The 21,273-nt window shown below is 73.8% G+C and carries 18 protein-coding genes; 12 read left to right on the top strand and 6 right to left on the bottom strand.

Annotated elements, in window-relative coordinates; genetic code table 11:
- Nucleotides 1-8: 8 nt before the first annotated feature.
- Genes mmuM through EV284_RS22050 form a run of 3 tightly spaced genes read right to left on the bottom strand, consistent with a single transcriptional unit; the run spans nucleotide 9 to nucleotide 2,802 of the window.
- Nucleotides 9-905, bottom strand: a complete 897-nt coding sequence (gene mmuM, locus EV284_RS22060) for a homocysteine S-methyltransferase (protein ID WP_130336891.1) — start codon at nucleotides 903-905, stop codon at nucleotides 9-11.
- A 29-nt stretch (nucleotides 906-934) separates the two neighbouring features.
- Entirely contained in the window at nucleotides 935-1,510 is a 576-nt protein-coding gene (locus EV284_RS22055) for a TetR-like C-terminal domain-containing protein (RefSeq protein WP_130336889.1), read from the bottom strand.
- A 41-nt stretch (nucleotides 1,511-1,551) separates the two neighbouring features.
- Nucleotides 1,552-2,802 (bottom strand): FAD-binding protein, encoded by a 1,251-nt coding sequence (locus EV284_RS22050; RefSeq protein WP_130336887.1) that lies wholly within the window; start codon nucleotides 2,800-2,802, stop codon nucleotides 1,552-1,554.
- A gap of 175 nt (nucleotides 2,803-2,977) precedes the next feature.
- On the opposite strand from EV284_RS22050, the gene EV284_RS22045 reads away from it, so the two are divergent.
- From EV284_RS22045 to EV284_RS22010, 8 genes are all read left to right on the top strand, one after another.
- The gene (locus EV284_RS22045) at nucleotides 2,978-4,297 is read left to right on the top strand and encodes a radical SAM protein (protein WP_130336885.1); all 1,320 of its coding nucleotides are present in this window, start codon (nucleotides 2,978-2,980) and stop codon (nucleotides 4,295-4,297) included.
- A gap of 232 nt (nucleotides 4,298-4,529) precedes the next feature.
- On the top strand, nucleotides 4,530-5,996 hold the full coding sequence (locus EV284_RS22040) for a cellulose-binding domain-containing protein (RefSeq protein WP_130336883.1): 1,467 nt from the start codon (nucleotides 4,530-4,532) through the stop codon (nucleotides 5,994-5,996).
- Between the two features lie 38 nt (nucleotides 5,997-6,034).
- Entirely contained in the window at nucleotides 6,035-7,999 is a 1,965-nt protein-coding gene (locus EV284_RS22035; protein WP_130336881.1) for a PE-PGRS family protein, read from the top strand.
- A 168-nt stretch (nucleotides 8,000-8,167) separates the two neighbouring features.
- Nucleotides 8,168-8,623 carry a hypothetical protein gene (locus EV284_RS22030; RefSeq protein ID WP_130336879.1) on the top strand — a complete coding sequence of 152 codons (456 nt, stop codon included), beginning with the start codon at nucleotides 8,168-8,170 and terminating at the stop codon, nucleotides 8,621-8,623.
- A 294-nt stretch (nucleotides 8,624-8,917) separates the two neighbouring features.
- A complete protein-coding gene (gene rsgA, locus EV284_RS22025; protein ID WP_130336877.1) occupies nucleotides 8,918-10,009 on the top strand; it encodes a ribosome small subunit-dependent GTPase A in 1,092 nt (363 codons plus the stop codon).
- 116 nt (nucleotides 10,010-10,125) lie between these two features.
- A complete protein-coding gene (locus tag EV284_RS22020) occupies nucleotides 10,126-11,517 on the top strand; it encodes a DNA-3-methyladenine glycosylase 2 family protein (RefSeq protein ID WP_130336875.1) in 1,392 nt (463 codons plus the stop codon).
- Nucleotides 11,518-11,525: 8 nt separating this feature from the next.
- A complete protein-coding gene (locus EV284_RS22015; protein ID WP_130337458.1) occupies nucleotides 11,526-12,020 on the top strand; it encodes a methylated-DNA--[protein]-cysteine S-methyltransferase in 495 nt (164 codons plus the stop codon).
- Nucleotides 12,021-12,155: 135 nt separating this feature from the next.
- Nucleotides 12,156-13,319: an SGNH/GDSL hydrolase family protein gene (locus EV284_RS22010; RefSeq protein ID WP_130336873.1), complete on the top strand. Its 1,164-nt coding sequence runs from the start codon at nucleotides 12,156-12,158 to the stop codon at nucleotides 13,317-13,319.
- Nucleotides 13,320-13,331: 12 nt separating this feature from the next.
- Here the strand turns inward: EV284_RS22010 and EV284_RS22005 are convergent, their stop codons facing one another.
- Nucleotides 13,332-13,814, bottom strand: a complete 483-nt coding sequence (locus EV284_RS22005; RefSeq protein WP_130336871.1) for a DUF456 domain-containing protein — start codon at nucleotides 13,812-13,814, stop codon at nucleotides 13,332-13,334.
- A gap of 733 nt (nucleotides 13,815-14,547) precedes the next feature.
- Between EV284_RS22005 and EV284_RS33705 the strand changes: the two genes are divergently transcribed.
- The 3 genes from EV284_RS33705 (at nucleotide 14,548) to EV284_RS21990 (ending at nucleotide 18,149) form a co-directional block, all read left to right on the top strand.
- Nucleotides 14,548-15,561 (top strand): protein phosphatase 2C domain-containing protein, encoded by a 1,014-nt coding sequence (locus tag EV284_RS33705; protein ID WP_347402202.1) that lies wholly within the window; start codon nucleotides 14,548-14,550, stop codon nucleotides 15,559-15,561.
- A gap of 71 nt (nucleotides 15,562-15,632) precedes the next feature.
- Nucleotides 15,633-17,375, top strand: a complete 1,743-nt coding sequence (locus tag EV284_RS21995; RefSeq protein WP_130336867.1) for a pyruvate dehydrogenase — start codon at nucleotides 15,633-15,635, stop codon at nucleotides 17,373-17,375.
- Nucleotides 17,376-17,705: 330 nt separating this feature from the next.
- Complete coding sequence (locus EV284_RS21990; protein ID WP_130336865.1) at nucleotides 17,706-18,149, top strand: ATP-binding protein; 444 nt, start codon at nucleotides 17,706-17,708, stop codon at nucleotides 18,147-18,149.
- Nucleotides 18,150-18,211: 62 nt separating this feature from the next.
- On the opposite strand, the gene EV284_RS21985 is transcribed toward EV284_RS21990, so the two are convergent.
- Both EV284_RS21985 and EV284_RS21980 read right to left on the bottom strand, forming a co-directional pair.
- Nucleotides 18,212-19,249 (bottom strand): DUF2637 domain-containing protein, encoded by a 1,038-nt coding sequence (locus EV284_RS21985; RefSeq protein ID WP_130336863.1) that lies wholly within the window; start codon nucleotides 19,247-19,249, stop codon nucleotides 18,212-18,214.
- Nucleotides 19,250-19,446: 197 nt separating this feature from the next.
- Nucleotides 19,447-20,289: a (2Fe-2S)-binding protein gene (locus tag EV284_RS21980; RefSeq protein WP_130336861.1), complete on the bottom strand. Its 843-nt coding sequence runs from the start codon at nucleotides 20,287-20,289 to the stop codon at nucleotides 19,447-19,449.
- Nucleotides 20,290-20,467: 178 nt separating this feature from the next.
- On the opposite strand from EV284_RS21980, the gene EV284_RS21975 reads away from it, so the two are divergent.
- Nucleotides 20,468-21,256: a GntR family transcriptional regulator gene (locus EV284_RS21975; RefSeq protein ID WP_130336859.1), complete on the top strand. Its 789-nt coding sequence runs from the start codon at nucleotides 20,468-20,470 to the stop codon at nucleotides 21,254-21,256.
- The last annotated feature ends 17 nt before the right edge of the window (nucleotides 21,257-21,273 follow it).

Genomic DNA, 21,273 nt, shown 5'->3' with positions numbered 1-21,273 from the left:
CCTGAGGGTCAGACGCGGCCCAGCGCCCGGGCGATCGCGGTGATCGTCTCCGGGCCCACGCGGCAGCAGCCGCCCACGAGGCGGGCGCCGGTGGCCGAGAACGCGGGGGAGAGGGTGGGGGAGTCGTCCCAGGCGCGGGTCCGGGGGTTCCAGGTCTCGCCGCTGTTGGGGTAGGCGACCACCGGTTTGCCCGTCACCCGCGCCGCTGTTTCGACCGCGTGCGGGACGTCCTCGGGGGCGCAGCAGTTCACGCCCACCGCGATGATCTCCTCGGCGTCGGCGGCCAGGGCGAACGCCTCGTCCAGGGGCTGGCCGGCGCGGGTGCGGTCGCCGTCGACGCTGTAGGAGAGCCAGGCCGGGACGCCCAGGCCGCGTACCGCGCGCAGCAGGGCCTCCGCCTCGTCGGTGTCCGGGACGGTCTCCAGGGCCAGGACGTCGGGGGCGGCCGCCGCCAGGACCTCCAGGCGGGGGCGGTGGAAGCGCTCCAGCTCGGCTCGGGTCAGGCCGTAGCGGCCCCGGTACTCGGAGCCGTCCGCGAGCATCGCGCCGTACGGGCCCGCGGAGGCGGCCACCCAGAGGGGGCGGGCGGCCTCGGCGCGGCGGGCGGCCTCACGGGCCAGTTCCACGCTGGAGGCCAGCAGGCGCGCGGCTTCCGCGCGGTCGATGCCGCGCCGGGCGAAGCCCTCGAAGGTGGCCTGGTAGCTGGCGGTGATCGCCACGTCGGCGCCGGCCGTGTAGTAGGCGAGGTGGGCCTCGGTGATCGCCTCCGGAGCCTCCGCGAGCAGGCGCGCGGACCACAGCTCGTCGCTCAGGTCGTACCCGGCCGACGCCAGCTGGTTGGACAGCCCGCCGTCCAGAACGAGCGGCGGGCCCTCGGCGAGGGCGGTGGCGAGATCGGTGCTCATCCCTCGACGCTAATCGACGCCGGGTGCCGTCACGCGCTCTCCCTCGGCCAGTTCTCCAGGGCCCGGTGCAGCGCCTCGACGCCCTTGTCCCACGAGGCGTCCACCGGGCGGCCGGCGCCGAAGCCGCCCGCCGACTCCAGGACGCAGTAGCCGTGGAAGGTGCTGCGCAGGAGGCGTACCGCGTCCGTGAGGTCGGGTTCGGCCAGGCCGTAGGCGCGCAGCATTCCGTAGGTGATCTCGGCGGTGCGGCGCAGGGCGGGGGAGTCCGCGATCAGGGACTGGTCGATGCGGATCTGGGTGGCCGCGTACCGGCCGGGGTGCTCCAGGGCGTAGGCGCGGTAGGCGTTCGCGAAGGCGGTCAGCGCGTCCCGGCCCGCGCGTCCGGCGACCGCCGCCGCGATGCCGTCGATCAGCTCGCCGCCCGCGTACAGCGCCAGCCGGGTGCGCAGGTCGTTCAGGTTCCTGACGTGCGAGTACAGGCTCGCGTCCTTCACCCCGAAGCGCCGGGCCAGCGCGGAGAGGGTGACGTGCTCGAAACCGGCCTCGTCCGCGAGTTCGGCGGCGGCCGCGACCAGCCGCTCGGCCGTGATTCCCGCACGTGCCATGGACCCACCTCCTTGGATGCCTAGGCCATATCCTAGAGGGCCTAGGAAAGGATCTCCCGCACGAACGCGTTGGCGAACTTGCCCGCCGGGTCCAGCTCGGCCACCAGTGCCCGGAAGTCGGCCAGCCTCGGGAACCGCTCCCGCACCACCGCCGACGGCATCTCGAACACCTTCCCCCAGTGCGGCCGGGCGTCCAGCACGCCGAGCGCGGCCTCGACCGCGCGCACCGCGGGGAGCACGGCCGCCGCGTCCTCGATCCAGGTGAAGTGCAGCGCCACCGAGTCCCGTCCGTACGCCGGGCTGAGCCACTGCGCGTCGGCCGCGACCGTCCGTACCTCACAGGTCAGCAGGACCTCGGCGAGCGTCGCCCGGATCGCGTCCAGGGCGTGCAGCGCGGCCGTGGCGTCCGCCCTCGGCAACAGGTACTCCGACTGGAGTTCCGACCCGCTGCTCGGCGTGAACTCGGCCCGGAAGTGCGGCAGTCGCTCGTGCCAGGGGCCGGACACGCCGCCCTGCTCGGTGCAGTTGACGGCCGGCATCCCCGGCACCGGATGCATCGCCCCCACCGCCGGCCGGGCCCACGGGAAGTCCACCGGCGCCTGATCGGTGCGCCGCTTCAGCCACACCTGCCGGAACCCCGGCGCCCGCCAGTCGGTGAACAGGCTCACGCTGTACGCCGAGGCCGCGACCGCCTCGTACTCCAGCCTCTCCAGGGGGAGTTCGGTGAAGACGTACTGCTCGACCCCGTACGCCGGTTCCAGGTCGAGGGTGAGCGCGGTGACCACCCCGAGCGCGCCGAGCGAGGTCACGGCGCCGTCGAAACGAGCGTCGCCACGGGCGATCCGCAGCGTGCCGCCGTCCGCCGTGATCAGCTCGACCTCGCGTACCGCCGAGGCGAGCGGGCCGTTGCCCACGCCGGAGCCGTGGGTGCCGGTGGCGACCGACCCGGCGACCGAGATGTGCGGCAGGGACGCCATGTTGGCGAGCGCCAGCCCGTGCGCGTCCACCGTGCGGGCCAGCTCCGCGTACCGGACCCCGCCGCCGACCCGTACCGTCCGGGCCGTCGTGTCCACGTCGATCACCGGGGGCAGCCCCGCCACCGACAGCAGTACGCCCCCGGCGCCCGGGTCCGCGATCCGGTTGAAGGAGTGCCCGCTGCCCAGCACCCGCACCCGCGTACTGCCCGCCACCAGGGCCCGCAGCTCGTCCGGCGAGGTGGGCCGGTGGAACCCGTCGGCCGTGTACGTGATGTTCCGCGCCCAGTTGGTGACCGCCCGCGCCGACTTGGTCATCCCTGCCGTCCCTCCCGGAGAGTGCCTGTGCGCAGACCCTCTCATCACTCCCGTGACCTGGGGAGACCCGGGCCGGGGGGCAACACGTCGCGTGCCTCACAGCCCCCCGGGAGGGCTTGCCGGGAAGTGGGGGCATACGGTGTGAGATGTACGTGTGAGCCGGGAGGAGACAGGGATGGGCAGCCGCACCGCGCTGGTCGAGGATCTGATGGAGCGGTTCCCGCATGTGCCGCGGGAGGCCGTCTTCAAGGAGGACCTGCTCCGGGGCGGAGTCGCCTTCGACGCCTCGGCCCTCAGCGACAACGAGGACGGCGAGGTCAAGCCGAAGTCGTACTTCATCTTCTCCTTCGACCACGGCACCCTCCCCGAGCTGGGCGAGGCCGCGCTCCGCAGGCCCCCGGAGGAAATCATCCTCACCGGCGGCCCCTACGACCTGCGCCGTACGGTCGTCTCCGTGCGGGTGAATCCCACCTCCCCCTACCGGGTCGCCGCCGACGAGCACGGCCGGCTCGGCCTCTACCTCGACGGCAAGCGGATCTCCGACGTCGGCGTGCCGCCGATGCCGGAGTACTACCGGCACAAGCTCTCCAACGGGAAGTCCGTCATGGAGGTGGCCCCGACCATCCAGTGGGGCTACCTGATCTACCTGACCGCCTTCCGTGTCTGCCAGTACTTCGGTGCCAAGGAGGAGTGCCAGTACTGCGACATCAACCACAACTGGCGCCAGCACAAGGCGGCGGGCCGGCCGTACACGGGCGTGAAGGACGTCGACGAGGTCCTCGAGGCGCTCGAGATCATCGACAAGTACGACACCGCCAAGATCTCCACCGCGTACACCCTCACGGGCGGGGCGATCACGTCGAAGGTCCAGGGGCTGGACGAGGCCGATTTCTACGGGCGGTACGCCAAGGCCATCGAGGAGCACTTCCCGGGCCGCTGGATCGGCAAGGTCGTCGCGCAGGCGCTGCCCAAGCCGGACGTGCAGCGCTTCAAGGACTACGGCGTGCAGATCTACCACCCCAACTTCGAGGTGTGGGACGAGTACCTGTTCAAGATGTACTGCCCCGGCAAGGAGCGGTACGTCGGCCGGGACGAGTGGCACAAGCGCATCCTGGACTCCGCCGACGTGTTCGGCGCGAGCAACGTGATCCCCAACTTCGTGGCGGGCGTGGAGATGGCCGAGCCCTTCGGCTTCACCAGCGTCGACGAGGCCATCGCCTCCACCACCGAGGGGCTGCGCTTCTTCATGTCGCACGGCATCACGCCCCGCTTCACCACCTGGTGCCCCGAGCCGACCACCCCGCTCGGCAAGGCCAACCCGCAGGGCGCGCCGCTCGAGTACCACATCCGGCTGCTGGAGGCGTACCGCAACACCATGGACGACTTCGGCCTCTCCTACCCGCCCGGCTACGGCCCGCCCGGCCCCGGCAACGCGGTGTTCTCCGTCAGCTCCTTCATGGACAGCCTGTCCGCGGAGGAGCGAGTGGAGGCCTGAACCGGCCTGTGCCCGGGGAGATCTGAACCGTCGAGCGCCCGCCTCCGTATCCCCTGACGGAGTGGCGGGCGCGCGGCGGCGGTCTCGGTCACGCCGGGCGACGAGCCGCTCACCCGATCCGCCGGGTCCGCTTGTCAGCCCGGCGGCGGCGTGAAAGGCTCCTGCCTCCGCGAGGCCCCAACTCCACCATCACCGTGATGAGTTGCCCCTCGCTCGTGGACGCTGGAGACCGATGCCCGATCTGCCGCCCCCTCAGGATGCCGCCGAGGCGGCGCTGTTCGCCGAGTGCTGGGACGCGGTCCTCTCCTACGCCGACCTGTGCACGGCCGGAGCGGGAACGGCACACCAACTGGCCGAAGAGGCGTTCACGTTGGGGATGCGTGAGCTGCGGGCCGCGCAGGGCGCCGTGCGCGGCCGTACCGCCCGGCTGCCGGTCGTTCCCCAACTCCTGACCGCCGTACGGGAGACGGCGGCCGGCTGGGAGAGCGCGGGCAAGGGCCACAAGCTCGACCCCGACCTCCGCCTCTGGCTCAACTCCGAGGCGGCCGCCCGTTACACGGGCCCGCCGCTGGGCCGGCCCATCGCGTTGCGGGGTCTTCGGGACATGCCCGAGGCCGACGCGACGCTGCTCTGGCTCGCCGAGGTGGAGTCGCTCCCGCTGTCCACCGTCGCCCGTCGGCTGGGCCTGGACCCGCTGACCACGGCCGCCGAACTCGACCAGGTCCGCGTGCTGTTCCACGACCGCTGCCACCGCGCCCACCGCGACACCCCGCTGGAAACCGAGTGCCGCAGCTACGCCCGCCTGCTGGACGCCGTCACCCGCTCACCCGGCGCCGAGACCCCGGAGGACCTCTCCCGCCACCTCGCCACCTGCGTCCCGTGCGCCGAGGCGGCCGCCTGCCTGCGCCTGCACGGCGGCGGCGTCCCGGCCGCGCTCGCCGGAGGCGTCATCGGCTGGGGTGCCCTCGCCTACCTGGAGCGCCGCCGCCGCGCCGCCGAGGTCCGTCTCGGCGTGGGCGCCCCCTCGGGAGCGGGGGCGCGTACGGACGACGAGGCCGCGCGCGGCCGTGTCCTGCGCGGCGGCCTCCTCGCGGCGGCGGGCCTGCTGTCGGCGGTGGCCCTGGGGGTCTCCCTGATGCCGTTCGGCACCACCCCGGACGACGCCGACGTCTCAGCCCGCGACGACCAGAAGCCGATCGCCGCCCCCGACACCCCGCACCCCGACCCCACCCCGGCCCCCTCCCGCTCGGCGGTCCCGGAGACGACCCGCACCATCGTGGTCCCGGCGTCCCCGATCCCGACCCCGACTCCGACCCGGACTCGCACACCGGCGCCCCCGGCACCGAAGCCCTCCGCGACCTCTTCCCCCACACCGGGCACCCGTACGACCTGCCGCGTCGCCTACCACCTCGACGACGAATGGAGCGACGGCTTCCAGGCCAGCCTCCAGATCACCACCGACACCCCTCTCTCCGACTGGCAGCTCACCTGGACCTTCCCCGACGGCCAGCACATCGGCCAGACCTGGGACGCGACCGCGCACCAGACCGGCGCGCAGGTCACGGCCGAGGCCAAGAGCTACAACCGGTCGGTGGCCGCGCAGGGGACGATCGCGTTCGGCTTCGTGGGGACACATGACGGGGGAAATGGGGCGCCCCGGGCGTTCCGGCTCAACGGGGAGCCATGCGCGAACGGTTGACCGCTGCCGTTCCTCGGCCGTGGGGGAGGATGGCCATCATGACGGATCGCCATGGTGAACTGCACGAACTGCTCCATCGCGCCGGCCTGGAGAAGGTCGGGCCGGTCTCCGTGGCTCGTCCCTCGCGAGCCGCCTGGCGCCCGGTGATCTCGGCGAGCACGAAGCCCACGCTCGCGGTGCCGGACGACCGTCCGGATCTGGTCGCCGAGTTGAACCGCCAGTGGCACCGGCTCGCGGTCGAGCACGGTGTGATCGACGGGGACGGCGAGTTTCTGATCAGCGTCGCCGATCAGGGCTGCACTTGCTGGACGAGAGTGCGGCTGGCGGAGCAGTGGGATCTGGCCGGTCTGCTCGGCTCCAGGGCGGGTCAGCCGGAGTTCGTGACGATGTCCCCGGACGGGGAGAGTCTCCTCGGCGTCACCTGCGAGGAGTACGAGGTCTGGTTCGTGGCCGTAGCCCCGTTCACCGACTGGCTGGAGTCGTCGGCACGGGAGCGGGCGGTGGACCAGGGGGAGCGGGAGGCCGGGTGGGACATCGTCCTGCGGTGGAAGACCGCCCCGGCCCGGCTGCGCGGCGCTTGGCGCGAGGGGCTGGCCGGAAACCCCGCCGCCTCTCGCGCCGTACTTCGCCGCCTCCTCGACGTCGGGCCCGAGGAGCGGCTCTCGTCTCGGCTCAACTACCGCGACCTCCCGGATGACATGCTCGATGCCTGGGTCGCGCACCCCGAGTGGCGGATACGCAGGAATCTGGCGGATCGATGGCAGCTCGACGCCGAACGGCGCGCCGGACTCTTCCACGATCCCGACCCCCGACACCGGTGGGGATTGCTCGCCTGCGCGGTGGACGGCCGCTCGCCGCTCACCGCCGCGACCTTCGCCCAGCTCGCTACCGACCCTGACCCGCGCGTGCGCGCCGAACTGGTCCGTCACCGCGACCTGCCGGTGCACCACCTCGTCGCGCTCGCCGCCGACCCGGACACCGAGGTACGCAAGGAGGCCGTCCCGCGCGCCTGGACGCACCTGACTCCTGCGGCGCGGACGGCCCTGCTCGCGGACCCGGACGCCGGTGTGCGCGCCGAGGCCGCGCTGCTGCATCACGGCTCCACCCCGCTTCCGGCGGCCGACTTCGCCGCGCTTCCCGGTGACGCCGTGCGGGAACGCGCCGCGCGCACCTGCGTTCTCACCCGTGAGCTGGCGGAGGAATTGGTGAACGGCGCCGAGACCGCCCTGCGCAGCGCCGCCGCCCAGAACCCTCACCTGGACGCCGACCTGGTGACCCTGCTCGGCCAGGACCAGGACCCCGGCGTCCGCTGGCTGGTGTCCATCCGCCCGGAACTCACCGAGGTGGAACGCGCCCGCGTAGCCATCGAGTTCGATCCCGGCGCCCGCTGTCACCCACTTCCCTGGGTCCGGGACCTGGAGCACGACGAGGAGGCCATGCGCCGTTGCGCCACCTCCGCGCACGTCATGCTCCGCCGCAGTGCCGCGTGCGCGACGAACCTGCCGCCCGACGTGGTCGAGCTGCTGGCCCACGACGAGGACTGGGTCGTCCGGCTCTTCCTCGCCGAACACTGCGCCCAGGCCCCGGCCGGCCTTCTGCTGGAGATGGTGCGGAGCTGGAACGGCTACTCGTCCGCCCGGATGGCCGACCACCCCAACTTCCCCCGGCAGGGCACCCTCCGCTTCGCGGACGACCCCGACCCGGGCACCCGCCGGCTCGCTCTCCTCGATCCGGAGGCGCCCGCCGAACTGGTGGAACGCTTCAGCCGGGACGCGGACTGGGGCATCCGCCACTCCGCGCTGCGAGACGAGCGGCTGTCCGTCGCCTCCGTGATCCGCCTGCTCGACGATCCGCACTGGTTCGTGCGTGAGACCGCGGCCGCCGACCCCCGCCTCCCCACCCGCGTCGTGGCCACCCTCCTGAACGACTCCACCACCGCTATGGCCGCCGCGGCCAACCCCACCATCCCGGAAACCGTCATGCACCACCTGCTGGACCGGTAACCGGAGCGCCGCCAGGGGCCGCCCCGGGGACTCGCCCTCGCGGCGCGCGCGAACCCGAACCCTCGCCTCGCGGCGGGGCGCACGTACTCTGCCCTTGCCCATCGCGGTGCCCCGGGCAGGGCCCGCCGCCCACTCCCGCTTCCGATCCTCCGAAGGAACCATCGACCAGTGACGCCCACCCGGCTGCGGCTCTTCGCCGACTACTTCCAGTTGCACGTGATGGACGAGGACGCGGAGGACGACCTCGGCGAGGCATGGACGAAGGAGGCGGTGTCGGACGGCCTCGCCGCGGGCGAGCGGACCCTCGGCATCGGTACCGAGTCCAACGTGGACGTCGACGTTCTGGTCGAACTGCTCGGCCGTCCGCCGGGTGACGACACCGGCGCCTTCGACCACGTGGTGGAAGCGAGCCTCCAGGTGCCCTCCGGCCGCGTCGCGGTACTGGGCTGTACCGACTACCTGCCGGACGCCGCCCGCTTCGACGTCCCCGCAGGCTGCGTCCGGGTCCGCGCGTCGAGGACGAACCCGGACGTCCCCGATGCGATCGAACGGGTACACCTCCAGCTCTGGCCCGCCCCGTACGGTGCCCCGGCCGTGCTGAAGCGCTGGGCGCCGGGGGACTGACGGCTGGGGCACCCCGTTGCATGGGCGGCCGGCTCGCCGTTCACAGGACGTGCTCCGGCGCCGCGTAAAACCGATGGCGGGTCAGCGTGCGCCGCTCTAGAGTGAGAACCGCTTCGCGCGGCGGCTGTTCGCCGGCGCTTCAGGTCGAGTGAGGAACGGGAGGTGTGACCGATGGCTGTCTCTGTGACGGGTCTTGCCCGCGACCAGAAGTTCATCCACTCCACCTCCGTGGCCACCGGCTGATCCGATCGCGCCGCAGGCGCTCGCCGGGGTCACCCCTGTGAAGGGTCTCCCTTGCAACTCTCCTCCTCGCACGCTCTTCTCCCCCTCGGCTGGGACTCCCACTGGGAAGCCGAGTTCACCCCCTATGCCCGTCAGGGCCTGCTTCCCGGACGGGTCGTCCGGGTCGACCGGGGGCAGTGTGATCTCCTCACCGCGGACGGGATCGTCCGCGCCGACACCGCGTTCGTGACGCCTAACGACCCGATGCGGGTGCTGTGCACGGGCGACTGGGCCGCGGTCGACCCCGAGGGCGGCAGCCCCCGGTACGTCCGGGCCTACCTCCCCCGCCGGACGGCGTTCGTGCGGTCCACCTCGTCCAAGCGGTCCGACGGGCAGATCCTGGCGGCCAACGTGGATCACGCCGTGGTCGCCGTGTCGCTCGCCGTCGAGCTCGACCTCGGGCGGGTCGAGCGGTTCCTCGCGCTGGCGTGGGAGTCCGGGGCGCAGCCCGTGGTCGTGCTCGCCAAGGCCGACCTCGTACCGGACCCCGCGACACTCGCCCATCTCGTCCAGGACGTCGAGACCACCGCGCCCGGCGTCCCCGTGCTCACCGTCAGCGCGCTGTACGGCGACGGGCTGGACGTGCTGCGGGCGCTGATCGGCACCGGTACCGCGGTGCTGCTCGGGCAGTCCGGCGCGGGCAAGTCCACGCTGGCCAACGCGCTCGTCGGCGCGGACGTGATGGACGTCCAGGCCGCGCGCGACGTGGACGGCAAGGGCCGGCACACCACGACCACCCGCAACCTGCTCCCGCTGCCCGGCGGGGGCGTGCTCATCGACACCCCCGGACTGCGGGGTGTCGGCCTGTACGACGCGCAGAGCGGGGTCGGCCAGGTGTTCTCCGAGATCGAGGAGCTGGCGGGGCGCTGCCGGTTCCACGACTGCTCCCACGCCTCCGAGCCCGGCTGCGCGGTCGCCGCCGCCGTGGACTCCGGCGAGCTGCCCGTCCGGCGGCTGGAGAGCTACCGCAAACTGGTCCGCGAGAACCAGTGGATCGTCGCCAAGACCGACGCCCGTCTGCGTGCCGAGATCCGCAAGGACTGGAAGCGCAAGGGAGCCGAGGGCCGCGCGGCGATGCGGGCCAAGCGGGGTCCCTGGACGTGACCCGTAGGGGAGGTCTCCTCGGTCACGCGGCGTGATCGAGGACACCCCTGGGGGGGCCGGGCTCCATGTCCGTTTTCCGCTGGCCCGGCCCCCCTCCCAACGCCGACACTGGACGCATGACGGACGACGACAGCAGGTACGAGGCGGTGCGCAGCCGCGACGGGCGGTTCGACGGCGTCTTCTTCTTCGCCGTCCGGACCACCGGCATCTACTGCCGCCCGAGCTGCCCGGCGGTGACCCCCAAGCGGTGCAACGTCCGGTACTTCCGCACGGCCGCCGCCGCCCAGGGCGCGGGCTTCAGAGCCTGCCGCCGCTGCCGCCCGGACGCCGTACCGGGGTCGGCCGAGTGGAACGTCCGCGCGGACGTCGTCGGCCGGGCCATGCGGCTGATCGCGGACGGCGTCGTCGACCGCGAGGGCGTCACCGGCCTCGCCGCCCGCCTCGGCTACAGCGCCCGGCAGGTGCAGCGCCAGCTCACCGGCGAGGTCGGCGCGGGGCCCGTCGCCCTCGCCCGCGCCCAGCGCGCCCACACCGCGCGCACCCTGCTGCGCACCACGGAACTCCCGGTCACCGAGATCGCGTTCGCGTCCGGCTTCCGCAGCATCCGCCAGTTCAACGACACCATCCGCGAGGTCTACGCCCACACCCCCACCGAGGTACGCGACGCCACCCCCCGCTCCCGCCGGAGCGCCCCGGGCACCGGCATCCCGCTGCGCCTCGCCCATCGGGGCCCCTACCAGGCCGGCGCCGTCTTCGACCTGCTCGCCCGCGAGGCCGTACCCGGCGTGGAGGAGGTGACCGGCACGCCTGGCGGCCGCGTCCACCGGCGCACCCTGCGGCTGCCGTACGGCACTGGTGTCGCCGTCGTCCACGAGCGCGCCCACCTCCCCGAGCCGCGCGGCGGCACCCGGCCCGGCGGCTGGCTCGACGCCCGGCTGCTGCTCACCGACCCCCGCGACCTCACCACCGCCGTGCACCGGCTGCGCCGGCTGTACGACCTGGACGCCGACCCCTACGCCGTCGACGCCCGCCTCGGCGCCGACCCCCGGCTCGCCCCGCTGGTCGCGGCCCGGCCCGGCCTGCGCTCACCCGGCGCCGTCGACCCGCTGGAGATCGCCGCCCGCGTCCTGACCGGCTCGTCCGATGAGGTCGCGGGGCTCGTCCTCCGGTACGGCAAGGCGCTCGACGCGCCCAGCGGCACCCTCACCCACCTCTTCCCCGAGCCCGCCGTCCTCGCCGAGGCGGAGGCCGGCACCCCACTGGGGACGCTCGCCGCCGCCCTCGCCGACGGCCGGCTGCGTCTCGACCCCGGCGCCGACCGGGACGAGGCCCGACGCACCCTCGACGGGCTGCCCGGCATCACCCCGGCCGTCGTCGCCGCCCTCCGGGCGCGTGTCCTCGGCGACCCGGACGTCACCCCACCCGGTACGGAGCTGCCCGAAGCCTGGCGGCCCTGGCGCTCCTATGCCGTCCAACACCTACGGGTCGCCGAGGAGCCGGCCGACTGATGGCGATCATGGACAACCCCTACTGGACCGAACTGGCCTCCCCGGTCGGCCCCCTGCTGCTCACCGCCGACGCCGACGGCGCGCTGACCTCGGTCTCCGTGCCCGGCCAGAAGGGCGGCCGGACCGTCCAGGAGGGCTGGCGGCACGACCCCGGACCCTTCCGCGAAGCCACCGAGCAGCTCACCGCGTACTTCGCGGGAGATCTCAAGGAGTTCGACCTGCCGGTCCGTGTGCGGGGCACCGAGTTCCGCGAGCGGGTGTGGGCCGCCCTGGACACCGTCCCCTACGGCGCCACCACCACCTACGGTGCGATCGCGGCCCAGGTCGGCGCCCCGCGCGCCGCGATCCGCGCGGTCGGCGGCGCGCTCGGCGCCAACCCTCTGCTGGTCGTCCGCGCCTGCCACCGGGTCATCGGGGCCGACGGCACGATGACCGGGTACGCGGGCGGGCTGGAGCGAAAGATGTGGCTGCTGCGTCTGGAGGGGGGGCCGGGAGCCGCGTGAGCCCGTAGGGGACGCCCGTGCTGGGCCGTGCGAGTGGGCCCCCGGCGCTGGCGCCCCCTGAGGGCCCGCCGCGTGTGGCACCGTCGCCTCCGGCGGCCCGGACACGTGGACGGGCCCGGTGCGAAAGGGCGGACCTTGGGCTACGTCGTACGGCTCCTCGCGGCCCTGCTGCTCGTCCTCGTCCCGACCCCCGCCCGGGCCGCCGGAGGACAGCAGTCCTGGACCGGCACCTGGGAGGCCGCTCCCTCCGGCACCGCCCCCGCCCTGCCCGGAGCCGCGATCCGCAACATCGTCCACCTCAGCGTCGGCGGCCCCGAGCTGCGGGTACGCGTCACCAACCGGCTCGGCACCGCACCGCTCCACCTCGGCGCGGTCACGGTCGCCCTCCGGCAGGGCCAGGGCCCGGACGCCGTACCCGGCACCCTGCGCACCGCCACCTTCCACCGCGCCACCAGCACCACGGTCCCGCCCGGCCGGGACCTCCTCACCGACCCGGTCCGGCTCACCGTCCCGGCCGCCGCCGATCTCCTGGTCACCGTCCTCACCCCGGACGACTCCGGCCCCGCCACCCAGCACGGCACCGCCCTCCAGACGAGCTGGGTCGCGCTGGTCGGCGCCGGGCACGCGGCCGACGAGGACGGCTCCGCGTACCGCACCCCCATCAGCAACTGGTACTACCTCGCCGGTGTCGACGTGCGCGGCACCGCCACCGGCAGTGTCGTCGCCTTCGGCGACTCGCTCACCGACGGCCACGGTTCCACCCACGACGCCAACCACCGCTGGCCCGACCTGCTCGCCGCCCGGCACCGCCGTCTCGGCGTCCTCAACGCGGGCATCGGCGGCAATCGCCTGCTGCGCGACGGCACCGGCCCCGGCGCCCTCACCCGGCTCGACGCGGACGCGCTCGACCGCGCCGGGGTCCGTTTCCTGGTCGTCTTCGAGGGAGTCAACGACCTCAACGGCAAGCCCACCGCCGACGACGTCAGCGCCTTCGCCGACGCCTACCGCACCCTCGTCGCCCGCGCCCACGCCCGGCACCTGCGCGTCGTGGGCGTCACCCTCACCCCGTACGCCGGGTACCCGGCACACACCACGGCCCGCGAGAAGGTGCGGCAGGGGGTCAACGAGTTCATCCGCACCGGCCGGGCCTTCGACGCCGTCTGCGACGCGGACGCGGCGCTGCGCGATCCGGCCGACCCGGTGCGGCTGCTGCCGCGTTACGACCCCGGCGACCATCTGCACTTCGACGACGACGGGATGCGGGCGGTCGCCGACTGCGTGAGCCGCGTCCTGCTGTGACCCCGCGAGCGGTCAGCCCCACAGCACCGCGCCCAGCCACGCGGCCGCGATCAGCAGGCAGGCGAAGAGTTCCGTGAACACGCTGGAACCGCCCGAGCGCATCGCCGTACGCAACGCGGCCATCGCCTCGCCGTGGCGGCCGAGCCGGAGCCGTTCGCCGAGGTAGATCCCGCCCATGAAGCCGGGCAGCGCGCCCACCACCGGCAGCAGCACGAAGCCGGCGAGTGCGCCGGCGCCCGCGTACACCGCCGTCCGGGGCGTCGCGCCGCTCTCCCGCAGCCGGCGTGCGGGCAGCGTCCAGCGGACGACGTGCGCCACCAGCAGGACGACGGTCGCGCCGACCAGGAGCGCCCAGGCCAGGCCGGACGGGTTCGTCAGCGCCCACCACAGGACCCCGGCCCACACCAGCCACGAGCCCGGCACGCCGGGCACCAGCACTCCGCACAGGCCGAGCGCGATCACCAGGCCGACCAGCAGGAGTTCCCACGCTCCCATCTGCCCAGCGTGCCCGAGCCCGGCGGGAACCGCAGATCTCGTACGGCCGTTCGCCCCATCCCCCGACGCGCGGGGCGAGGAGGGCCCGATTTCGCCGATGCCCCGTTTCCACGCGGCCCGCGTGGTGACAATTACCGGCATGAGTCAGCAGGGGGACGGGCCCACTCGCCAGGACGACGACTGGTGGGGTCAGCTCTACGACGAAACGGCCGACGACACCGGACCGGCACCGGCCCCGGATTCCCTGGACGACCGGTACGCCTCGGCGAAACGCACGACGGTGCCCGGGCCCGGGGGCGCCGAGGACCGGGGGGCACGGCGGGAGGGCGCGCCGTCCTCGCCGAGCGAGAGATCCGACGGCCCGGTTCCCGAGCAGCGCCCGCCGTCCTCGGCGCAGCGGGGCGCCGAGCCCGCTGGCGGGGGAGGTGCGCCGCCGGTTCCCGGCGCTCAGTCAGGGGCCACGCCGGCGCCGGACGCGCGGCGGACCCCGCCGGCCGCTCCTCCGGTCCCGCCTCCCGTACCGAAGGCGCGGCGGACTCCGCCGGCCGAACCGGCGATCCCTCCGGTGCCGGACGCCCCGGTACCGCCGACGGCGCCCTCCGCACCGGACCCCCGGCGGGCCACGCCCACTGCGCCGGGGACGCCGAGCGCCCCGGACACACCGGCGGGCCGGGCCCCGGTACCGCCCGCCGTGCCCGGACCCCAGCCCGGCCGGCCCCCCGCCGTCCGGCCCATGCCCGGCTGGCCCGCGCCCACGGCGGAGCAGCCCCCCGAACCCCACGACCCCGGCGCCCCCCGGGGCCCGGTCGTCACCGGCGTGGCCCACTTCCCCCCCGCCGCGCCCCCCACGCCCGACTACGTCGGCTCCCGGCCGCCCACCTACGCGCCCGAGCCCACCGCACTGCCCGCCGCCGATCCCGAGGAACTCGGCGACCTGGTGCCGGACACCGTGCTGGAGGGGGCGAGGTACGGGGCGTGCACCTTGCGGGCGGTGTCGCTGCGAGGGGATTCCGCGCGGTACCGGGGGGAAACGCGGCGGGACGCGCTGCTCGTCGCGCGGTTCGGCACCGGGGAGCAGGCGCTCGTGCTGGTGGCGATGGCGACCGGCGCGCGGGCCGTGCCCGGCGCGCACCGGGCGGCGGCCGAGGCCTGCCGGTGGATGGGGCAGGCGGTGGGACGCAGCCACGAACGACTGGTCGAGGACCTGCGGGCAGGCCGGCGCGGCGACCTCAAGTCCGGGCTGAACCGCCTCACCGACCGCACCCTGGGCAAACTCCGCGCCGCCTCCGGCGAGCCCGCCGCGAGCCTGCGCTGTCTGCTGCTGCCCGCCGACCCCGACTGCCGTACCCGCGTGTTCTTCGGCGCCGGGGACGGCGGCCTGTTCCGGCTGCGGGACGGCGAGTGGCAAGACCTCGAACCGGCCGTACCGGGAGAGGGCACCCCGGACGGCGACCGGCTCACGACGGACCTCGGCATCCCGGTCCCGCCGAGCCCGTACGAGCCCGCCGAGCCGGCGCGGACGCCGTTCCGGTTCCGGGCCGCCATAGCCCGGCCGGGTGATGTGCTGATGATGTGCACCTTGGGCCTCGCCGACCCGCTGCACGGCGAGGCGTCCCTGCGGGCGTTCCTGGGCCGCCGCTGGTCGCGCGCCGCCGCGCCCGGTCTCGCCGGGTTCCTGGCGGACGTCCGGACGAGGGTGAAGGGGTACGCCGACGACCGCACGGCCGCCGCTGTTTGGGAGGCGTAACCGGGGCCCCTGTGACTTGATGGAAAGCGCAGGGGCGTATCCCAGGGACCGCGAAGGGGCGGACGACCGTCATGGCCAAACAGAACGTCGCCGAGCAGTTCGTCGACATCCTCGCCCGCGCCGGCGTGCGCCGTATGTACGGGGTCGTCGGCGACAGCCTCAACCCGGTCGTGGACGCCGTGCGCCGCAACGCCGCGATCGACTGGGTGCATGTGCGGCACGAGGAGGTCGCTGCCTTCGCGGCCGGCGCCGAGGCGCAGATCACCGGCAAGCTCACCGCGTGCGCGGGCTCCTGCGGCCCCGGCAACCTGCACCTGATCAACGGCCTCTACGACGCCCACCGCTCCATGGCGCCCGTCCTGGCGCTGGCCTCCCACATCCCGTCCAGCGAGATCGGCCTCTCCTACTTCCAGGAGACGCACCCCGAGCGGCTGTTCCAGGAGTGCAGTCACTACAGCGAGATGATCTCCAACCCGCAGCAGATGCCCCGGCTGCTGCAGACCGCGATCCAGCACGCCATCGGCCAGCGCGGCGTCAGCGTCGTCACCCTGCCCGGTGACGTCGCCGACCAGCCCGCGCCCGACCAGTCCTTCGAGAGCGCCCTGGTCACCTCCCGGCCCACGATCCGCCCCGGTGACGCCGAGATCGACCGCCTGGTGGAGATGATCGACCAGGCCGACAAGGTCACCCTGTTCTGCGGCGCGGGCACGGCGGGCGCGCACGCCGAGGTGATGGAGTTCGCGGGCCGCATCAAGTCCCCGGTGGGCCACGCCCTGCGCGGCAAGGAGTGGATCCAGTACGACAACCCGTTCGACGTCGGCATGAGCGGGCTGCTCGGGTACGGCGCGGCCTACGAGGCCACCCACGAGTGCGAGCTGCTGATCCTGGTCGGCACCGACTTCCCGTACAACGCGTTCCTGCCGGACGACGTGAGGATCGCGCAGATCGACGTACGGCCCGAGGTCATCGGACGGCGTTCGCGGCTGGACCTCGCGGTGTGGGGGGACGTCCGCGAGACGCTGCGGTGTCTGATCCCGCGCGTGCGGGAGAAGACGGACCGCCGCTTCCTGGACAAGATGCTGAGGAAGCACGCCGACGCGCTGGAGGGCGTGGTCAAGGCGTACACCCGCAAGGTGGACAAGCACGTCCCCATCCACCCGGAGTACGTGGCGTCCGTGCTGGACGAGTTGGCGGACGACGACGCGGTCTTCACCGTCGACACCGGCATGAACAACGTCTGGGCCGCCCGCTACATCTCGCCCAACGGCCGTCGCCGGATCATCGGTTCGTTCTCGCACGGCTCGATGGCCAACGCGATGCCGATGGCCATCGGCGCCCAGTTCGTTGACCGGAACCGGCAGGTCGTCGCCATGGCCGGTGACGGCGGGTTCACCATGCTGATGGGCGACTTCCTGACCCTGGTGCAGCAGGATCTGCCGGTCAAGATCGTGCTGTTCAACAACTCCGCGCTCGGCATGGTGGAGCTGGAGATGCTGGTCGCCGGACTGCCGTCGTACGGCACCACCGACGTCAACCCCGACTTCGCCGAAGTCGCCCGCGCCTGCGGGGTGTTCGGAGTGCGGGTGGAGAAGCCCAAGCAGCTGGCCGGGGCGCTGAAGGACGCTTTCAAGCACAAGGGGCCGGCCCTGGTGGACGTCGTCACCGACCCCAACGCCCTCTCGATCCCGCCGAAGATCAAGGCCGACATGGTCACCGGGTTCGCGCTGTCCGCCTCGAAGATCGTGCTGGACGGCGGCGTCGGCCGGATGCTCCAGATGGCCCGCTCCAACCTCCGCAACGTCCCCCGGCCCTGAACTCACCCCGAGAAGCGGTGATTTCCGGTCACTTTCACCGGGAGTGACCGATTGGGGGCGCAGGGTGCCCGCAGAGACCCGCAGCCGCCTCAGGCGGCTCCTGCGGCGCCTCACGTCCGCCTCGGCGCCTTCCGTACGCGGGTCGAGGCGGCCGGTGGACGGCCCGTACGGCCGCCGTGCGTGGCCGAACACCCGGCGGTCGGACGGCGGCCATGACTGGCCGTTGGTCCACTGGGCAACCATCCGTCGTGGACGCGGTCGACCAGGAGGGGGAGGGCCGGCGACGTGTGGGCGGGGGTCATGACGAGGCAGGCGCGAGGGGGCGGTCCCATGACGGTGGGGGCCTCTCCGGCGGACACCGGCGACGGCGAGAGTGGCGGTACGCGTGAGGCGCACCGGCTCAGACGCGAACTGGCGCGGGCCGACCTCGCGGCGGTACCCGCGGCGCGGCGCGAACTGCGCGCCCTGCTACGGCACTGGGACCGGCCCGACCGGTCCGACATAGCGGAACTGCTCACCAGCGAACTCGTCACCAACGCCCTGGTGCACACCGACGACGACGCGGTCCTCACCGCCGTCGTCTCCCCGCGCGGACTACGCGTGGAGGTGCGGGACTTCATGGCCCGAGGGCCCCTGATGCGCACCCCCACCCCGGACGAGGACACGGGCGGCCGCGGCCTGGTCCTGGTGCGGTCCCTCGCGGACGCCTGGGGGGTACGGGCGCACGCGGTGGGCAAGTCGGTCTGGTTCGAACTGGGTTCGGCGGCCGCGTAGACGACGACGGGGTGGGGACGCGCTCCTGACGAATCGCGTCCCCACCCCGTCGCCGCTCGGCCTCAGCCGAACTGCTGCTCAAGGTCCTTCAGTTTGCGCTCCAGTGAGTCGAGCCGGGGCAGTGCCATCGTGTCGTCCTCCGCGGTGAGGTCGACGGTGACCGGTTCGGTGCCCTTGCGGACCGACTGCAGCGAGGGCCGTGAGCGGGCGGTCAGCTTCTCCGCCGCTATGGCCGGCTCCCCGGTCGCCGGGGCGGGGGCGCGGTCCATCTGCACCTCCACGGTCCGCGCGGGCGTCCGGCTCACGAAGCTCCGGGCGCCTCGGCTCAGCGCCTTCAGCTGAGCGCGCTCCACGCGTTGCTGGTCGCGCCGGCGCTGACGGGTCTCGCTCTTCTCCCGCTTGTCGTCGCGTACCTCCTCGACCGCCTCGTCCAGGCTGCGCACACCCTCCAGGAGCATGAGCGACCAGGCCCCGTAGGTCTCGCGCGGCGCCCGCAGCCAGCGGACGATGCGGATCTGGGGCAACGGACGCGGCACCAGGCCCTGTTCGCGCAGGGCGGCCCGGCGGGTCTGCTTCAGCGCCCGGTCGAACAGCACCGCCGCCGACAGGGACATGCCGGAGAAGAACTGCGGCGCCCCGTCGTGGCCGATTCCCCGGGGCGCGTGCACCCAGTTGAACCAGGCCGCCGCGGCGGCGAACATCCACACCAGCATCCGGGAACCCAGCGCGGCGTCGCCGTGGCTGGCCTCGCGCACGGCGAGGACCGAGCAGAACATGGCCGCGCCGTCCAGACCGAACGGCACCAGGTACTGCCAGCCGTCGGTGAGGCCGAGGTTCTGCTCGCCGAAGCCGACCAGGCCGTGGAAGGAGAGGGCCGCCGCCACCGCGGCACAGCAGAACAGCAGGACGTACGAGGCGGTGCCGTAGACCGCCTCCTTGCGCCTGCGGCGCTCCTCGCTGCGTTCCCAGGAGTCGTCCGCACCCGCCTTCTCCCCGGAGGAGCGCTTGCCGCGCGCGAGCACCGCGATCGCCGCCAGCACGCCCAGGAGCAGCACGGCGCCCGGAAGCAGCCAGTTCAGCGATATGTCGGTCATTCGCATCAGGGGTCCCTTGCCTTGGGATAGGGCGTATCGCCCGTCATACTGACCCATTCCCGGCGGTGTGCCGGGGATTTTGAGGCAACGGTCCTTCAAAGGGGCGCGGGGGCGGCGCGATGGTGCCGTTCTGCTCGAACTGTGTGCTGCAAGGGGGTAGTTGAGTTCGATTTCCGCCGCCCGAACGAGTGGTTCCGGCTCGCTCAGGCCGCCGCGGACGCCGTCAGCCTGGCGACGCGGTCGCTGTCGCAGGTGCGGGGGCAGGTGGCGCAGGTGTCCTCGGGGCGCAGCGTGTAGAACATGCAGCAGCTCACCCGGTCGCGGGTGGCCAGCGGGGCGCCGTCCGGACCGGTCAGCTCGCGGAACGCGGCCGAGCCCGCGTACGGGCGGGTGGTGCCCGGCAGCAGCAGTTCCAGCTCGCGCATCGCGCGCCGCTCCTCGCCCTCGCCGAAGAGGGAGGCGAGGTACCACAGGCCCTCGACGATCTCGTCCGTCGCCATGCCCCACAGCGCCCGGCCGCGCCGCCGCATGCGGGGCCCGAAGCCGCCCAGTACCGGTTCGAGATGCTCGGCGACGGCCGCGCGCACCTCGCCGCGCAGCGCCTCCTCGTCGGCCACCACGACCGCCTCCGGCAGTCCGGCCGCCGGGTCGTCCGGCAGGCAGGCGAAGGTGCCCGGCCGTACGGTCATCCGGCCCTCGGTGCGGTGGTAGGCGACGTCGGCGGCGGGCAGCCGGGGCACGCGGCGGTGCAGGAACCAGGGGACGGTGATCAGCAGGCAGGCCGGCCACGCGTAGCGGTGCAGGCCGAAGCCGGCGATGACGTCCGGGCGCCCGCGCCGGCCGTGGTCCCGCAGCACCTGGGCGTCGTCCCAGGCGAGGAAGGAGTCGAGCTGGGCGCCGCCCGCCGCGAGCCCGTCGGCGGTGACCCAGCCCTCGCCCGTGGGCAGGGGGTGTGCCGGGTCCTGCGCGACCGTCACGGTCAGTCCCGGAAAGACCTCGCCGAGCCGGGCGTACGCTGCGGTGAGCGGCGAGGCCGTAGCGAGCATGGCGGGACCACCGATCCTTCGAACGCGGGGACGGATGTGCAGGTAAGCCTAACCTTACTCATCTTTCCCGGAATTTGAAGTGCCGCCTCCTGCGCCTAAGGTGCTTGACGGACATGTGACGGTCCGTCGTCCGTGTCCGGGGCCGGCCCCGGCCTGCCGAACAGCCCGAGGAGGACCCGTGAAGCAGGGCCTGCACGACGTCTCCGGTGCGGGGCTGCCCCGGCACGCCGCCCAGCCCGCCACGCGGGTACCGGCCCAGTCCCGCGAGCGGGCCGAGGACGCCTCGGCGGTACGGGGCGAGCACACGCACAGCGAGCCGCCGCCGCTCCGGCCGCGCGCGGTCGTGCAGCGTGCCTCGGTGCGCGGGCAGATCCTCGACGCGCTGCGCTCGGCGCTGACGACCGGGGAACTGTGCCCCGGCGAGGTCTATTCGGCGCCGGTGCTCGGTGAGCGGTTCGGGGTCTCCGCCACACCCGTCCGCGAGGCCATGCAGCAACTCGCGCTGGAGGGCGCCGTCGAGGTCGTCCCCAACCGGGGGTTCCGGGTGGTGCGGCGCGGTGCCCGCGAGCTCGCCGAGCTGGCGGAGGTACGGGCGCTGCTCGAAGTCCCCGTCCTGCTGCGGCTGGCCGGTACCGTCCCGGCCGCCCGTTTCGCCGAACTGCGCCCGCTCGCCGAGGACACCGCCCGTGCCGCCGCCGCCGGCTGCCCGGCCCGCTACGCCGAGGCCGACCGGGCGCTCCACCGCGCCCTCCTCGCCCTCGCGGGCAACGAACAGCTCCTCCGCATCGCCGAGGACCTCCACCGCCGCGCCCACTGGCCCCTCGCCACCACCCCGCCCCGCCAGCACCGCGCGGTCCTGCTCCGCGACGCCGCCCAGCACACCGCCCTGCTCGACGCGTTGGCCTGCGGAGACGTGGACCTGGTGCGGGACCTGGCGGCGGAACACTTCGCGCAGCGCGACCAGTAGCGGGACCGGGGGCCACG

It is taken from the genome of Streptomyces sp. BK022 (assembly GCF_004217355.1).
Taxonomy (GTDB): domain Bacteria; phylum Actinomycetota; class Actinomycetes; order Streptomycetales; family Streptomycetaceae; genus Streptomyces; species Streptomyces griseoluteus.
Note: the sequence above shows the minus strand (reverse complement) of the source record. Positions and strands in the feature narration are given on the sequence as shown.

Bases quoted from the DNA above. Each gene is read 5' to 3' on its own strand.
- mmuM (WP_130336891.1), bottom strand. From the start codon at position 905: ATGAGCACCGATCTCGCCACCGCCCTCGCCGAGGGCCCGCCGCTCGTT.
- EV284_RS22055 (WP_130336889.1), bottom strand. From the start codon at position 1,510: ATGGCACGTGCGGGAATCACGGCCGAGCGGCTGGTCGCGGCCGCCGCC.
- EV284_RS22050 (WP_130336887.1), bottom strand. From the start codon at position 2,802: ATGACCAAGTCGGCGCGGGCGGTCACCAACTGGGCGCGGAACATCACG.
- EV284_RS22045 (WP_130336885.1), top strand. From the start codon at position 2,978: ATGGGCAGCCGCACCGCGCTGGTCGAGGATCTGATGGAGCGGTTCCCG.
- EV284_RS22040 (WP_130336883.1), top strand. From the start codon at position 4,530: ATGCCCGATCTGCCGCCCCCTCAGGATGCCGCCGAGGCGGCGCTGTTC.
- EV284_RS22035 (WP_130336881.1), top strand. From the start codon at position 6,035: ATGACGGATCGCCATGGTGAACTGCACGAACTGCTCCATCGCGCCGGC.
- EV284_RS22020 (WP_130336875.1), top strand. From the start codon at position 10,126: ATGACGGACGACGACAGCAGGTACGAGGCGGTGCGCAGCCGCGACGGG.
- EV284_RS22015 (WP_130337458.1), top strand. From the start codon at position 11,526: ATGGACAACCCCTACTGGACCGAACTGGCCTCCCCGGTCGGCCCCCTG.
- EV284_RS22005 (WP_130336871.1), bottom strand. From the start codon at position 13,814: ATGGGAGCGTGGGAACTCCTGCTGGTCGGCCTGGTGATCGCGCTCGGC.
- EV284_RS33705 (WP_347402202.1), top strand. From the start codon at position 14,548: ATGCCCGGCTGGCCCGCGCCCACGGCGGAGCAGCCCCCCGAACCCCAC.
- EV284_RS21995 (WP_130336867.1), top strand. From the start codon at position 15,633: ATGGCCAAACAGAACGTCGCCGAGCAGTTCGTCGACATCCTCGCCCGC.
- EV284_RS21990 (WP_130336865.1), top strand. From the start codon at position 17,706: ATGACGGTGGGGGCCTCTCCGGCGGACACCGGCGACGGCGAGAGTGGC.
- EV284_RS21985 (WP_130336863.1), bottom strand. From the start codon at position 19,249: ATGCGAATGACCGACATATCGCTGAACTGGCTGCTTCCGGGCGCCGTG.
- EV284_RS21980 (WP_130336861.1), bottom strand. From the start codon at position 20,289: ATGCTCGCTACGGCCTCGCCGCTCACCGCAGCGTACGCCCGGCTCGGC.